The 15,193-nt window shown below is 42.2% G+C and carries 13 protein-coding genes, 1 tRNA gene and 1 pseudogene; 6 read left to right on the top strand and 9 right to left on the bottom strand.

The features are described from left to right. Positions 1–5: 5 nt before the first annotated feature. Genes B649_RS05600 through B649_RS05585 form a run of 4 tightly spaced genes read right to left on the bottom strand, consistent with a single transcriptional unit; the run spans position 6 to position 4,602 of the window. Positions 6–3,218 (bottom strand): Calx-beta domain-containing protein, encoded by a 3,213-nt coding sequence (locus B649_RS05600; RefSeq protein ID WP_291750951.1) that lies wholly within the window; start codon positions 3,216–3,218, stop codon positions 6–8. A 2-nt stretch (positions 3,219–3,220) separates the two neighbouring features. Further along, positions 3,221–3,802, bottom strand: coding sequence for a hypothetical protein (locus B649_RS05595; RefSeq protein ID WP_015653537.1), 582 nt, complete (start codon positions 3,800–3,802; stop codon positions 3,221–3,223). Beyond that, entirely contained in the window at positions 3,802–4,419 is a 618-nt protein-coding gene (locus tag B649_RS05590; protein ID WP_015653536.1) for a hypothetical protein, read from the bottom strand. Before B649_RS05590 ends, B649_RS05595 begins: the two co-directional genes overlap by 1 nt. Next, positions 4,420–4,602, bottom strand: coding sequence for a hypothetical protein (locus tag B649_RS05585; protein ID WP_015653535.1), 183 nt, complete (start codon positions 4,600–4,602; stop codon positions 4,420–4,422). A 100-nt stretch (positions 4,603–4,702) separates the two neighbouring features. Between B649_RS05585 and B649_RS05575 the strand changes: the two genes are divergently transcribed. Next, positions 4,703–5,865, top strand: a protein-coding gene (locus tag B649_RS05575) for an IS3 family transposase (protein WP_291750865.1) whose coding sequence is annotated in 2 segments (ribosomal slippage) — positions 4,703–4,940 and positions 4,940–5,865 — 1,164 coding nt in all. Because the reading frame shifts where the segments join, the coding sequence is not laid out codon by codon here. Here B649_RS05575 and B649_RS12155 read toward each other — a convergent pair. The 5 genes and pseudogenes from B649_RS12155 to B649_RS05550 all read right to left on the bottom strand — a co-directional run bounded on the left by B649_RS12155 (position 5,851) and on the right by B649_RS05550 (position 11,844). After that, on the bottom strand, positions 5,851–6,339 hold the full coding sequence (locus tag B649_RS12155; RefSeq protein WP_015653534.1) for a hypothetical protein: 489 nt from the start codon (positions 6,337–6,339) through the stop codon (positions 5,851–5,853). The two genes, B649_RS05575 and B649_RS12155, sit on opposite strands and share 15 nt — an antisense overlap. A 55-nt stretch (positions 6,340–6,394) precedes the next feature. Then, positions 6,395–7,144 (bottom strand): glycosyltransferase family A protein, encoded by a 750-nt coding sequence (locus tag B649_RS05565; protein ID WP_015653533.1) that lies wholly within the window; start codon positions 7,142–7,144, stop codon positions 6,395–6,397. Next, a complete protein-coding gene (locus B649_RS05560) occupies positions 7,141–8,454 on the bottom strand; it encodes an HlyD family type I secretion periplasmic adaptor subunit (RefSeq protein ID WP_015653532.1) in 1,314 nt (437 codons plus the stop codon). The genes B649_RS05565 and B649_RS05560 overlap by 4 nt, the downstream gene beginning before the upstream one ends. A 5-nt stretch (positions 8,455–8,459) precedes the next feature. Then, positions 8,460–10,450, bottom strand: a pseudogene (locus tag B649_RS12680) (ABC transporter transmembrane domain-containing protein); the annotation flags it as partial. A gap of 92 nt (positions 10,451–10,542) precedes the next feature. Beyond that, entirely contained in the window at positions 10,543–11,844 is a 1,302-nt protein-coding gene (locus tag B649_RS05550; RefSeq protein WP_015653529.1) for a TolC family protein, read from the bottom strand. A gap of 365 nt (positions 11,845–12,209) precedes the next feature. Between B649_RS05550 and B649_RS05545 the strand changes: the two genes are divergently transcribed. The 5 genes from B649_RS05545 to B649_RS05525 all read left to right on the top strand — a co-directional run bounded on the left by B649_RS05545 (position 12,210) and on the right by B649_RS05525 (position 15,184). After that, positions 12,210–13,430, top strand: coding sequence for an AAA family ATPase (locus B649_RS05545; RefSeq protein WP_015653528.1), 1,221 nt, complete (start codon positions 12,210–12,212; stop codon positions 13,428–13,430). 191 nt (positions 13,431–13,621) lie between these two features. Next, positions 13,622–13,828: a hypothetical protein gene (locus tag B649_RS05540; protein WP_015653527.1), complete on the top strand. Its 207-nt coding sequence runs from the start codon at positions 13,622–13,624 to the stop codon at positions 13,826–13,828. Positions 13,829–13,966: 138 nt separating this feature from the next. Continuing rightward, a complete protein-coding gene (locus tag B649_RS05535; RefSeq protein WP_015653526.1) occupies positions 13,967–14,518 on the top strand; it encodes a response regulator in 552 nt (183 codons plus the stop codon). A gap of 105 nt (positions 14,519–14,623) precedes the next feature. Further along, positions 14,624–14,698, top strand: a tRNA-Glu gene (locus B649_RS05530). Positions 14,699–14,773: 75 nt separating this feature from the next. Then, positions 14,774–15,184, top strand: coding sequence for a rhodanese-like domain-containing protein (locus B649_RS05525; RefSeq protein ID WP_015653525.1), 411 nt, complete (start codon positions 14,774–14,776; stop codon positions 15,182–15,184). Positions 15,185–15,193: the final 9 nt, after the last annotated feature.

The following is a 15,193-nucleotide window of genomic DNA, read 5'->3' as shown; positions in this document are numbered from 1 at the left end:
TTATTTTATGATATTGATAAAAAGTTGATACTATTTGAAACATAGTTGTTATATATTATATTATTTATTGTTAATATGACAGACTCATCACCCTCTTTAGCATCCATCGTAACAGAGAATTTTGAATTAATGTTAATCAACTCTTTTGTATCATCACCATAAACGTGGGCATTGGCATAACTGTAATATCCGCTATCTTTGGCAAACTGGAAATGTACCTTTTCATCCATGATATCAGTGATGGTCGCTTTGAGGGTTGTGTCGGTGATAGAGTCGATCATACTTGCCGCATCGAAGTGGAGGAACGTCCCCTCCAAGTTGTTCATCATCGAAGCGAGATAGAGTTTGTCGGTTTGTGAGACGGCGGTATTGTTGAGATACTCGGTGAGTTTGCTCGTAAAGACGGTACTATCGTCGATCACGAACTCATCGATGCTGATGTCGTAGTGGGTGTCGCTGAACACATCGGTATAGAATGCCTGTATAGCGAACATTGCCTCGTAGCGTTCCATGAGGAGATTAAAATGATCATGGATATACGCTTCGTTTCCGAAGTCTTGAGTATGATAGCCGCCATTCAGGTTTTCACGGATATGTACTTCACTACGCCATCCATCTCTCGTTGATCCTACAAACCGTTCCAGTATCCACAGTTTGATAGAGGGTACTTCGTAAAGATGAGGGGAAAACTGCTCTTCGCTAATCCCTTTGGATGCAGCCATATCGTAAAATCCCGACCATCGGAGGATAAACTCACCGAAGTTGGCGCTGGCGGTCTCTTTATCGTTCATAAACGAGAGGGCAAGTTCTTTTAGTTTCGGGTCGAGGTTATAGGCTTTGAAACTGCTATCGATAAAACCATACCCTCTCATCTGAGGTAGGGTTTCGGTGATGGGATCAATCTCGTAGGTGTTTGGAGTGCCGGAGCTGGTCGCTCTTTGGGAAGCGAGGAGCTGTATATCAGCGGCGAGTTCACGCTCACCTGTGCTGTCGCCGTAACGTCCCGCTTCGGAGAGGATATTACCATTTAGGTTGATGTTGGTGCCGATGACGTTTAGCTCTATGTTTTTAACCCCTGCGCTAGAGAGGGATTTGAGCTCGTTTGCCTGAGAGATACCGTCACCGTTGGTGTCTTGCCATACTTTGAGCTGGCTGAACAGTGCATCACGTCTATCGATGATGTTATCGTAGTTGGTATCGGCAACTTGACGCAATTCTGCAAATCCGCTGAGTCCGTCTTTACCGAATACTTCGCCGATCCCCTCGATCTTGCCGTTCATGTTTTTATCGTAAACGAGGAATCCATCTTGTGGGGCTACCCATCCTACTCTCTCTTTGATCCCATCACCTGTTATATCAAAATAGACTTGGGAATCAGCTAATGCTATGGTAGAGATTTTCCCGTCTTGGTTGAGATCAAGCACTAATGGATCGTGGGGCTGGGGAGTTTCTGGGTTGTAGGGAAATGGGTGCGGTTCTGGTTCCGGATCATCGTCGATGATGGTTCCTGTCCCAGTATTGACGAGGAGGACTTGGTATTGTCCCCCTTGGTAGTTGTGTCCTTTGAGTGTGACTTCGAATGTTTCGTCCGGTTCGATATCGGTATCGTTGTCCCATATACGATATACCTGTCCTGATCTCTCCCCTGCTGCAATCGTCACATCACCCAGTGAGGTAATGATAGTAATATCGCGTTCGAGTTCTTTGGATAAGCTCACGGTGAAGCTCATATGTTCTGCCGCTTCTTTGGCGGATGCACTGCTGATATGGGCTGTAATGTACTGCGGATCATCATCGTCATAGATGGTTCCTACACCTACGTTTGAGAGAAGTACCTGTTCAGGTCCTGAATAGTCCACTGCAAAATAAGGAGCGACAGTGAAGTTTTCGGTAGGTTCTTGGACTTCGTCATTTAGAATCGCTACTTCGTAATAAGCGCTTCGGTTCCCTGCGGCTATAGTGACACTGACACGTTTATTGGGGATATAATCCGAACCGTTTTTTGCACTGCCATCTGTGGTGATGAGATCGACGGTGATATCTTGGCTCAGTACCTCTGAGAGGCTGATGATGAATCTCATCGTCCCTGCGCTCTCTACGGCTTGGGCGTTGGAGACGCTTACTGTGACGTATTTGGGGTCGGGGTCTGGAGTTGGATTCGGTTCTTCTGGATCGTCTTCCCCTCCGACTCCTTCCTCTTCACTCGGTAGTAGTTTGATCCTTAGTGCTTCTTTGGTAGTGCTGTTCCAGTTTTGAATCTCAAGCCCCAGACCGCTTGTGCTCGATTTGGTACGGACGAAGAGAACATTTTCCGATTCTTCATAGTAGAAGTTGGCATCTTGGTAGTAGCTCTCCCCTTTTACTTGGGTTTTTTCTCCGCTTAGATCGATGTTGTTGTAAACGACTCTACCCTGATTGTCCTCATCTCGGATAATATCACCTGTTCCTGTGATATAGGTATCATCTCCGATTCCTCCATAGAGTTTATCCTGATATGCGTCCGATTGACCAAAACCGTAAAATCCTAAAAGGGTATCATTGCCGCTCTCACCGTATAGGACATCCATTCCATCACCGCCGATGAGGGTGTCGTTCTCCGAACCGCCGTAAACTGTATCATTTCCTTCTTGGGCATCAATGACGTCATTACCACCACCAGCATGAAATATATCTAAGCCGCTGCCACCGTTAAAAATGTTGTTGCCACTATTAAAGCTAGTACCATATGAGGACATATCATAGTTTGCAAATTTCGTAATATATTCCGTAATTCTTGTTCCATAGCCATCTGTAAATATATTTGTTCCACCTGACTCCAAGAAGTTTTTCATTCTTGACCAGCCTCCCAAATGCGCTCCCGCCAATATTCCAGAAACAGTTATGTAGTATCCATTTAATGTTTGACCTACATACTGATGATAATTCTTCAAATAATCCCAGTTTTTTTTATGAAATGCTCTAACGGCATTATTTTGTGCAGTATGATTGTTCAAAAAATCTTCTTTGCTCCAAACACCATCCTTTCCAGTCCATTGACCAATAAAATCTTGATTCACATTTGGATTAGTTGAATCTTTTTTATAATATCCAGCATCTATTAATGCTTTTTCTCCCATTTGGTATCTGCCTAAATATCCAAATGAATTTACAATAGTGTAGTCCCCACCACTTTCTCTACCTGACAACGCTTCATAGAAGCTCCATTCATTGTTACTCATAATTAATTCCCCCCTCTAATATTGTATTTTTCCCCATTAAACTCAAAAATCATGCTTTTATCTCTCATAATTGAGTACGATTTAATATCTTTATATGAATTGTGTGATGAATCTTGAATAGAAAAAATGAAATTATTTTGATCACTTCCAACGCCATAATCCAAAATACGATATAAATGATTTTTAGTATTTTCCAGAATAAACCACTCTAAACCATTTCCAGTTGCATCTTCCAATTCGACAAATATTTCTTTTTGACCATCATTATTTAAATCATAGTAATAAAAATATATTTCGACCGGTAAGCGTCCATCTTCTCTCAAACCATCAATTACTTTCATTTTAGTTGATTTTTGAATATATGAGTGAATAAGCACATCCCCATCAATTTTTTTTGTCTTAAATATTTTGATATCATTTTGATCCCAACAAAAATATCCTCCATTGCTCTCATCCAAACTTTTTTTATCTAAGAATGTAAGTACATTTTGTACATCCTTACAATTTACTTTGACAAACTTTATCTCTATTTCTTTTGCAAAAACCCCTACAAAAAATAGAGTTATCAGTAAAATATATTTCATTAGGCATCCTTTTGTGTTATGTTAGTGTGTTTCACGAGTTTGTATTTTTGATCAATAAATTGATAAAGCCAAGTCTCAGTCCAAACATCTGATTGCTGAAAAATGTCGTAATATCCATTTGTTTTATTTGGAAGGACAAATGTATCCGCTTTAGCCGCAATTAAACCACTGGCGATTACTTTATAAACTTTATTTTGCTTCTGTAAAATATCAAGCCTTAGCATCGTCGCATATGCACTTCCATGAGCAAAAAATAGTTCTTTAATACCATCCCCATCTAAATCATATAAAGCTGCATATGTAATTACATTTACATAATCATCTTCTCTTGAATCGCCAATCATCATCATATTTGTTGGACGATAAATATGAACTAATTGCTCTTCTCCGTCAATTATTCGCTTCTCATCATAAAATTCATTTTGTTCTGCACAAAATTCTTGTAACCCTAATTCTTTATTTACAATTTCCAATGTTTTTTTCACATCTTTACAATGTGTATATGTAATAATGATTTCTTTTCCTATTGATTTTGTTTCTTGTGCATAAAGACCTACTACACAAAAGTAAATCAAAACTACTAACTTGAGCCATTGATTAAAAATAACATGTTTCATTTATGCTACCTTGTTTTGGATTTTATATTGGATGAAAGAATTAAACGGAAATATGGCATCATCCAGTGAGGTAGTAATGGTAATATCGCATTCGAGCTCTTTGCTTGCAGCCATATCGTAAAATCCCGACCATCGGAGGATAAACTCTCCGAAGTTGGCACTGGCGTGCTCTTTATCATTCATAAACGATAATGCCAGTGGAATGACCCCAAAACAGTAGACACTTTTTTATTCGTTAATTTCGTCGATAATAATCGACAAGGAATACGATTAGGAGAGAAAAATGCCCCCAAGATACACAGATGAGTTCAAAGAAGAAGCTGCAAAGCAGGTAATCAATAACAATTACCCGATCAAAGAGGTTGCTGATCGGCTGGGAGTACATCCTGATTCATTGAAAAAGTGGGTGAGCCAGTATAAAAGTCCCAAGGAGTTTGGACAGCAACAAGCATCTAATGATGAGATACGACGGCTAAAGTCAGAACTCAAGCGCGTTACCGAGGAGCGTGACATCCTAAAAAAGGCCGCCGCGTACTTTGCCAGAAACCAAGGATAAAGTACGCATTTATTCAGGTTCATGAACCCCTATATGGGATTAGACGATTGTGCAAAGCAATGCAAGTTCATCCGAGCGGATATTACGCTTGGGTGAAAGCGCCATTGTCTGATCGGGCAAAGGCAAATGAAGTGCTGAGTGTTCAGATCAAAGAGGCGTATGCACAGAGTCACAATGCCTACGGCTATCGGAATATCCACAAAGACCTAATCGAATCGGGAATCACCGTCAATCGCAAACGTGTGGCACGATTGATGAAGATTATTGGATTGTACGGTGCCGGAACTCTCAAGAAGAAACCTCGCCATAAAGCTGGCAGTATCCATAAAGCCCATCCGAATCATCTCAAGCAGTGCTTTAACGTCGAGAAACCTAATGAAGCATGGGTGACCGATATCACCTATATCCGAACTTATGAGGGATGGCTCTATTTGGCGGTGGTGCTCGATCTCTTCAGCCGTAAAGTGATTGGATGGGGGATGAGCCATCGGATGACAACATCCGTGGCTATGGATGCACTAAGAATGGCTACAATGCGGCAGCGTCCGAAACAAAGCGTGATACTTCATTCCGATCAAGGATCGCAGTTTAGCTCCTATGAATGGCAAAGTATGCTAAAACACTCCAACATCATCCCCAGTATGAGCAGACGAGGGAACTGTTATGACAATGCCGTCGTGGAAAGCTTCTTTAAAACCTTGAAACGTGAATGTGTCAGGAAAGAGATATTTGTAACGAGAGAGTATGCAAAATCCAAAATATTTCACTATATAGAGATGTTCTATAACCCTAAAAGACGGCATAGTTATCTGGGTTATCTATCTCCAAACGAATTTGAGGTACGATACTTTTTGGAATCAACGAAAAATGAGGTGTTAGCGGAAAACTAATGTGTCTATAAAACGGGGGTCATTCCACACCTGTATCGCACCTGCCGCACCGAGAGCTTCGAGTTCACCGATATCCGTGAGTCCATTGTTATTACGGTCTGTCCAGAATGCGAGTCCTGAGTTGTCGGCGCTGTTAACCACTCCGTCATGGTTGATGTCGAAGGTTTTCAGCGCTTGGATGGTGTCGGCAGCTTTGGTTCCGTTGCGCAGGATCATTTGGTTTCCGACTACTTCTCGTCCGCTATTGATGATTCCATCACCATTTAGGTCTTTAACCACCATCCACTCATTAGGGTCTGTCCATGTGAGCATTTTTTCTTTGATACCGTTGGCATCCATATCGAAATAAACGCCATCAGTCGGTTTGGAAGTATTTTCATAACGAAACAGTACGTCACGCATAACTCCCTCACCGTTCGCGTCGGTAAACGTCGTCTCTTGGATGATCGTGTTGGTGTTTTCATTTATATCCATTTCTAATCTCCTCTTTGTATTTCATTTCTCTATAAACTCGTAGCGATACTTCTACTCATGAGGTATCCTTGCTATTATCCGACAGATTCTTTTGATGAAACAGCTTTAAACTATTGCTCCCATGCCTCACATTTAGCATCGCCATTTCCAAATATCGGATAGATTGTTTTGGATCAATCTGTTCCAACTGGCAAAAACGTGCTACGGTTTGTATATGTCTCATCCTATGATAAAACAGCGGCTTGGAGTTTTGGATAGAGGTGGGATGTTTGTGATAGATATAATTGACAGTTGGATGGACACTGTACGAATGTCTATTATGCAATACTCTCAGAGCAAAGAGGACATCTCCGTAGACATTTTTATCTTCAGCAGATGGATATCGAAGTGCAATCTCTTTTTTAATGACCATCCCATTCATAATTGCTCTAGGAGCAAGAATCAATTCTTCGACCGTAATCCCTACAGGAGCTTTTACACGATTAAGTCGTCCGAAATGAATATCCGCGTTCATTGTATTTGGCAGGTCAAGTAACACATCATCCGCATCAACACGACAAATATAATCACCACTAGCATATCGAGCACCAATGTTGTAAGGCATTCCGTCATGTCCCGATTGATAAGGAGTTTTAAGATAGACGAATCTTGATATTTGCGCCATCTGAACCGCTTGATTATCAGATGAACAATCATCGACTAAAATCACTTCATAAGGATTCAGTTGTTTAAGTGCACGCAAACATTCGGAAAACAAATGTACTGGAGGGTTGTAAAACGGAACGACGACGGATATTTTAATCATCTCACACTCAACCCTTCATCGAGATATTTGATCATCGGATAGATAAAGAACTCTATCACTCTACGTTTGCCGACTTTGAGCTCTGCGGTCACACTCATCCCCGGATGGATGGAGAGAGTTTTCCCCTCCCCTTTGAGGGTCAGGCTAGAAGGTGCTATGGCGATCTCATAGACGGGTCCGAGTTTCTCATCTTCGATAGCGTCATCGGCGATGTGTTTGACCTCTCCGTGGATGAGTCCGTATTTTTGGAAATCAAATGTATCGATCTTCACTGCCGCTTCCATCTTCTTGGTCACGAATCCGATATCTTGGTTTTGTACGGTGGCTTTGATGATGAGAGGGACACCTTTGGGGATGAGAGTGAGAAGTTTCTCTGCGGGGGTAACGACTCCACCGACGGTATGGACTAAGAGTTTCCCGATGTAGCCATCTACGGGAGCGATGATCTGCTGTTTGGCGTTACGAAACTGGGTTGTTTCCACTTCGGTACGCAGTGAGGTTGCTTCTTTGGACTTTTGGGTGAGTTCGGCTAAGAGTTTGTTACGATATTCTTGGGTGATTAGGCGGAGCTGTTGGTTGAGTTCGTTTAGTTTGCCTTGAGACTGAGCGATGACATGCTCTTTCATGGTGAGCTGTTCTTGGTACTCTATCCGTTGGTTCTGTGCTTCGACGTAGTCACGTTTGGCGATGATGTCGAGGACTTCTTTGAGACGGGCTTCGTGATCTTTTGCGGAGGCTAAGAGCTGTTTGAGTCTGCTTTTATCCGCTTTTGCCGCTTCGGTCGCTTCATCGTTTTGGCGGATCTGTTCTTGGAGGACTTGGCGTTGTTGATCGTAGGCGAGGGAGCCGGAGGTGTACATCATCTGCTGAGTGGCGATGGCGGCAGTATCTTGACATTTACTGCTAGGATGAAAGGCTCTATCGTTGATCTGGGCATCGAGGCGTTCAATCTCTAAATCAAGGAGTGTTAGGTTCTTTTGTTTGGACTCCAGATCGCTTTGGGTGAGCGAGGGGTCGATCTCCATCAGCACCTCCCCCTTTTTAACGCTTTGCCCCTCTTTGATATGAATAGCGCTGATCACCCCCGTCTCTACCGGCTGGAGGGTTTTAATCTCACCATCGGGAACGACTTTGCCCCGTGCGCTCACTACCACGTCGATTTTGGCGAGGAAGAGCCAAAGGAGTCCTATCACCATAAAAGCGAGGATGGCATAGAGGAGGCTTCGCCCTAGCGGTGACGTGGGACGCTCTTCAATCTCGACGAGGAGCGGGGTAAATTCGTGTTTGTCTTTGGTGTGAAATAAGCCCATCGTTATAAACCTTGCTGTGTGGTGAGTTTGTAGTAGTATCCTTGTAAGCGCATTAGCTCTTCATGGCTTCCGCGCTCTACGATATGCCCTTTGTCCATCACGATGATGATGTCGCAATCTTTGACTGTACTGAGGCGATGAGCGACGATGAACATGGTTCGTCCTGTTTTAATGCTTTGGAGATTGTCTTGGATGATCCGTTCCGATTCATAGTCCAGTGCCGAAGTTGCTTCGTCAAATATGAGGATGCGAGGATTGGTGATCAAAGCTCTGGCAATAGCGATACGCTGACGCTGACCTCCTGAGAGTGCGGCACCTCGTTCTCCTACCTGCGTATCATACCCCTCTGAGAGTTCGGCGATAAACTCATCGGCTCCCGCCATACGAGATGCGGCGATGATATGCTCCATAGGGGCATCGGGACGGCTAAGGGCAATGTTCTCTTTGATCGTGCCGCTAAAGAGGTAGTTCTCCTGCAAGACTACTCCGATGTTGTTACGGAGCCACTTGGGGTTCATATGACGTACGTCTACTCCGTCTATGTAGATTGTTCCGCTGTTAGGGATATAGAGACGTTGGATGAGTTTGGTGATGGTGCTCTTACCGCTGCCGCTGCGTCCTACCAGTCCTACACTGCTCCCGATAGGTATTTCGGCACTGATACCGTTTAGTACAGCGGGAGAATCGGGAGCGTAGGAGAAGACGATGTTATCGAAGTTCACGCTTCCATCGATTTTAGGGAGGGTGATCGCCTTGTCATTGGTTTGCTCTGTCGGGGTGTTGAGGATGTCACCCAATCTATCCACCGAGAGGAGTGTTTGTTGAAACTCGTTCCATAGATTCACCAGTCGCAATACGGGTCCCGTAAACTGCCCTGCAAACATCTGAAACGCGATGAGCTGACCGACACTCAGTTTCCCCTCCAATACTAACGTCACCCCCATATAGAGCATCGAGATGGTGAGGAGCTTTTGGAGTGCTCCACTCACCCCTCCGAGGATGTTGGAGAGGTTGCTGAGCTGAAATCCCGCATTGACGTAACGGGCGAGGTAATCTTCCCATTTGCGCTGCATCGAACCCTCTAGCGCGAGGGATTTGACCGTTTGAACTCCTGTTACCGCTTCGACGAGATAGGCATTGCTTTGCGCCCCCATCTGAAACTTCTCTTCGAGTCTGCGACGTAGCTCAGGGGTAATAATGAGATAGAGGATCGCGATGACCGTAACGAATCCCAGTACAACAAGGGTGAGTTTGACACTGTAGAGGAGCATCACCGCGACAAAGACCACCGAGAAGAGGACATCGAGGATGAGGGTAACCGATTTGTTAGCGATGAACTCACGGATCTGGTCGAGTTCACGAACACGGGCGATGATGTTCCCCACTTTACGTTTTTCGAAATAGACGAACGGCAATGCGAGGAGATGGTGAAAGAGCTTCGCCCCAGCTTTGCATCAATTTTCGAGGTGGTATGGGCGAAGATGTAACTGCGGATCAGATTGAGGATCAGTTCGAACACCGCCACGGCGATAAAAGCAACCGCAAGGACATCGAGAGTACTCATCGAGCGGTGTACGAGAACCTTATCGAGGATCACCTGCGTAAAGAGCGGCGCGACGAGACCGAATAGCTGAAGAACGAAGGAGGCGATCAATACCTCTGCCATCACCTTTTTGTACTTCATGATTTGGCGAAAAAACCACCCGAATCCGAATCGTGCATCAGCACTGAGGATACGGTGCTTTAGGACGATGCTTTTGCCTGTGCTTTGAGCGTTACAATCTTCATAGCTCATAATATAAGGCTCTTTACGGGTGATGTCAAAGACCAGTAGTTCTTGTTTCTCACTATTGGCTTGGATGATACTCATATAGGTGCCATCGATCTTTTGAACAATGATCGGCATCGGATAAGACTCGATCAGTTTTTCGACGGAGAGTTTTTTGATGCTTGCGCGGAATCCTTGAGCCGTTGCAATACGGCTCAGCTCTTCGATAGAGGGTTCGCTTTCACTTAGGGCGTACTCTTTGATAATGACGCGGGTATCGATCGCGATGCGGTTGAGTTTACCCGCTATTTCGAGGGCGGTTAGCGCACTGTGCATGATTCAATTCCGCTATGCTGTAATTTCAACGATTCCGCCTCATAAGAGTGCTGAATCGTTTCACTTTGTAATGTCAATTCTCTCTCCAGTGCTTCGAGTTTTACACTCACCTCACTCACGGCGTCCGCTTCACCCTGCGCTCTGAGTCTTTGGGTCATGGTGAGTTTGGAACGGGTTTCATTGAGCGCTTCGGTTTCGTTCTTGGTGAGCTGTGAAAGACGATTGAGCTTCTCATGTTTGGTGCGGGTTTCATGATCAAATTCCCTCTTTGCCAATTCAACCTCTTCACGGATGCGAGAGAGTTCCAGACGGAGACGTTCGGATTCACTGTTGTATTTGAACCCCTCGAACAGACTCCATCGCAGACTCACCCCGGCGTTCCAGCTATTGGGACGGATATCATCAAATCCGCGTGAAAAGTTATCCTGATCCGATCCGTAGAGATAGTACGATGAGTAAAGCGATACGACCGGGAACTGCGAGCGATTCAACATCGAGATTTCGGATTGTTTCTGGAGGATTCTTTCTTCGTAACTGCGTGCTTGCGGGGTATGGAAAAAGGATAATGTGTTATTCTCCCCATTTGTTTCCAAAGGGAGTAATCTGGTATCGGTCGTACTGAGATCGATATGGGATTTTTGAGAGAGGGCTATGATGTTTTCGTCGAACTCCATGGAGGAGCGCTCGATGTCACGTTCAAGATCGATGATACGGATTGCTTCATCCCCGACCGAAACGCGTGATTCTTTACCGGCACTGTAGAGCCGCTGTTTGAGACTGTAGAGTTCTTGGCGGAGTGTTCGCATTTGTGATTTGAACGTTTTTTCACTCTGAGTCCTCTGAGCACGAACATAATGTTCGAGAAGTTCGCGGTAGAGTTTGATCTCTTCATTACACTGATCGAGTTTTTTTACTACAATCTCTTTTTCTCCTACTTTGATCTGTTTGAGCGTAGAGCCGAAATGATAGAGTTCGTAATTCAGTCGAAGAGCCACCGAGTGCTCATAGGGGATAGTAGAGTTAATCGTCGTATCACCCACCGAAATACTCCCGGAGGATTGGGGATCGAGGTTATGGTTATATTCACCGCTGTAGCCCAAAGAGAACTGAGGATAGAGGGTCGAATAGATACTCTCTAGGCGGGCTTCTTCGATTTTTGTGTCGATGGAGCGGAGATTAAGACGGTGGGAAGAGTGCAACGCACTCTCTTTTAACTCGAAAAACGTGATCTCACGGGCACATAAAAGATTCAAGGCAGTTAGGAGAAAAATAGCGGGTAGTTTCATAGGCACTTCATTATCTAAATTATTTAAGAAATTTATAATAACTAAGTGTTTCTTAGAAAAGTGATATTTTAAATAAACAGTAAATAATTATTTTAATGTTTTACAAAAAGTAACACATACTGATGTTTAATATGTTATATAACGTTATTATTTTTGTTTGCTATTGTATGAAATTTATAATTTTAATGATAATTCGGTAGAAATTCCATCGCTATCGTTTTCATACACCATAAAAGATATTACGGTATAGAATTCGACATTGATTAATACATTGAATCGAATAAAGAGTAATTTTGAACAAGGGCTTGACAATTAATCGCAATAATGTTAATCTTACTTTACATATTTATAAATAGGTTGCCTATATGAGTTTACAAACACTTTTCCAAGAACAAGCAAAACGGCTCCGCACGATTTCACTGGATAAAAAGCGTTACCTTTATGATCAAATCAATTGGACATCTAAATCGATCGGTATCTTGGGGCAAAGAGGACTTGGAAAAACCACAATGATGCTCCAGTACATCAAAGAAAACTATGAAGGGAGTGATAAAGCGCTGTACATTTCGCTCGATAACCCCTATTTCCAATCGGTATCTCTATATGATTTTGCCATGGAATTTGAAAGCTATGGGGGAGAGATATTGTTTATCGACGAAGTGCATAAATATGACGATTGGTCAAGCCATGTCAAAACAATTTATGATGCTTCTGCTCTTCGAGTCGTCTTTTCAGGTTCTTCGATCCTCCAGATCAATAAACAAAAAGGGGACCTTTCTCGAAGAAGCCTTATTTATACTCTTGAAAATCTATCTTTTAGAGAATATTTGAGCCTTAGTGGTGCTATGGAATACCAGCCTATCAGCCTCGAAGATCTTTTAGAGAACCATGGTGCGATTGCAACAAATATATCAGAGCAGATCAAACCACTCAAATATTTTAAAGAATATCTAGAATATGGTGCCTATCCGTTTGTATTGGAAGACAAAGATAATTTCCATCAACGTCTCGTACAAGTGATCAATCTCATCCTTGAAACCGATTTACCCTATATTAACCGAATTGAAATGGCACAAATCGGAAAGCTCAAAAAGCTTCTTTACCTTTTGGCAATCAATGTCCCATTTATCCCTAATATCACCGATCTCTCATCTGCAACTCAAATTTCAAGACCTAAAGTATACGAGTATCTAAATCATCTGGAACAGGCTAAAATCATCAATACGCTGCGAAGTAAAGAAAAAGGGTATAACGTACTATCCAAGCCCGAGAAGCTATTAATGCAAAATACCAATCTTTCCTTTGCTCTCTCCTCGTCAGTCGATATTGGAAGTATGAGAGAGGCATTTTTCGTCAATCAGATCAAAAATGCCCTTGCTGCTAAAAACCGATTTATCGATGAATCGATCTATAGCTCTAAAAAAGGGGATTTTTTAGTAGACGATAAGTACACGTTTGAAATAGGTGGAAAGAATAAAGGCTTTGAGCAAATCAAAGATATCTCAAACAGCTATGTCGCTTCCGATGATATCGAGATAGGCTATAAAAATAAAATCCCCCTTTGGCTCTTTGGATTTTTATATTAAAATGAAAAGAAAATCAATTCTAAAATTTCATCAAAAGTATAAATATGTGTATCAAATACATTACACATGACCTCTCTATCGCTTAAGAATAAAAGTAACAAATTTCTAGCAATATTATATTGAAAACGATGATACGGTTTCCCGTGTAAAGCTTCTTTGGTAATTCAGCTCATTTTTACTACACTTCCATCATGGAATCAACTAAAGAACAACTCATTATCGATATTGAAAACCTGCTAAACCGCTATGATGGGCTCAAACCCACCCATATTGATCCTGCTTTACTTCAATTTTTGGATCGACAAACCCTACTCAGCATCATCGGTTCTATTCTAAGACAGCAAGAAAAAACGAATGAATCCAATATAGAATGGTTAGAACAATTCAAAAAACATTAATATCTAATCATGATCACAAAAACCGTTTTTGTAATTATTCAGACCAAAATTGTTTTTTTAAGGTAATGCTAAAAAATATGATCTATAATTACAACAATTATCCACAGTGATATTTTCTAACAACCAAAAGGAGTCCTCATGTCATCCAATGTAGATTTGATTCAACTTACTGAACAAACCAAAAAACTGACCGCAATGGTCGTCGAAGACGAAGTTGTTGCGAATGATCTTTTGAGTTCAACGTTCAAAAACTTTTTTGCTGACGTAACATCAGCTTATAACGGTGCTGAAGCACTACGTATGTACGAGAAAGTTAATCCGGATATCGTTTTTGTTGATATCATCATGCCGGAAATCGATGGTATCGAGCTTGCTCGCCGTATCCGTTCTATCAACCCGTCACAAATCATCATTGTTATCTCTGCGAGCAACGATATTCAAAAAATCTCTGAATCAATCGAAGTTGGTGTTAACAGCTTTATCCAAAAACCGATTGATACGAAAAAAATCCTTGAAATGCTTCAAAACATTACAAGCCTTGTATCTAAACGTAAAAAAATCGAAACTAAAACTTTCTCTATCTCATTGCCATTGGATGTTTATGAGTTGGTTGACGATAACGCTAAAGCAGAGAGTATCTCTAAAAATGCCGTTATTATCCGTGCACTTCGCTCATTCTATAACGACTAATCTCCCCTCTTCCCACTTTTGTGGGAAACAAATATGCTGATTTAGCTTTTTTTCAGCAATTAAACTCTATAATTTCGGCTCAGGTTTACCTGTTCTTATTAATACGGCCCCATCATCTAATGGTTAGGATTCCAGATTTTCATTCTGGCCATACGAGTTCGAATCTCGTTGGGGTCACCACTTTTTATTTTCTTCACAAACTATCACGATCATTATCCTTTTAAACGCTAAAATAGTAAAAATTCAAGGTTCCTAATGAAAAAAAAACAAATCATAAATCTGCTTTATTGGATAGCTTTCGCCGCTATTGCTCTTTATTTTGCTTATGCAAAAGGTTGGATATTCGCTGATTTTGAATCTATCACTCCACAGCAAGCGCATACTCTTTTGGAAAATGACAAAAACGTTTTTCTGCTAGATGTCCGTACCCAAGAAGAGTTCTCGAACGAGTACATTGAAAGCGCAACACTGATCCCGGTTCAGGTTTTATCCGAAAATCTTTCTCAACTTGAAAGTGTTAAAAACAAAAAAATTATTGTCTATTGTCACAGCAGTAACCGTAGTGTTGCCGCTTCCCGTATCCTTGTAGCAAATGGATTCACACCGCTGAATATGAAAGGCGGAATATCGCAATGGAAAAATGAAGGATTTACTGTAATATATTAAAACCAATAG

Origin of the sequence: Candidatus Sulfuricurvum sp. RIFRC-1 (assembly GCF_000310245.1) — a bacterium.
In the GTDB taxonomy this organism is placed as follows: Bacteria; Campylobacterota; Campylobacteria; order Campylobacterales; family Sulfurimonadaceae; genus Sulfuricurvum.
Note: the sequence above shows the minus strand (reverse complement) of the source record. Positions and strands in the feature narration are given on the sequence as shown.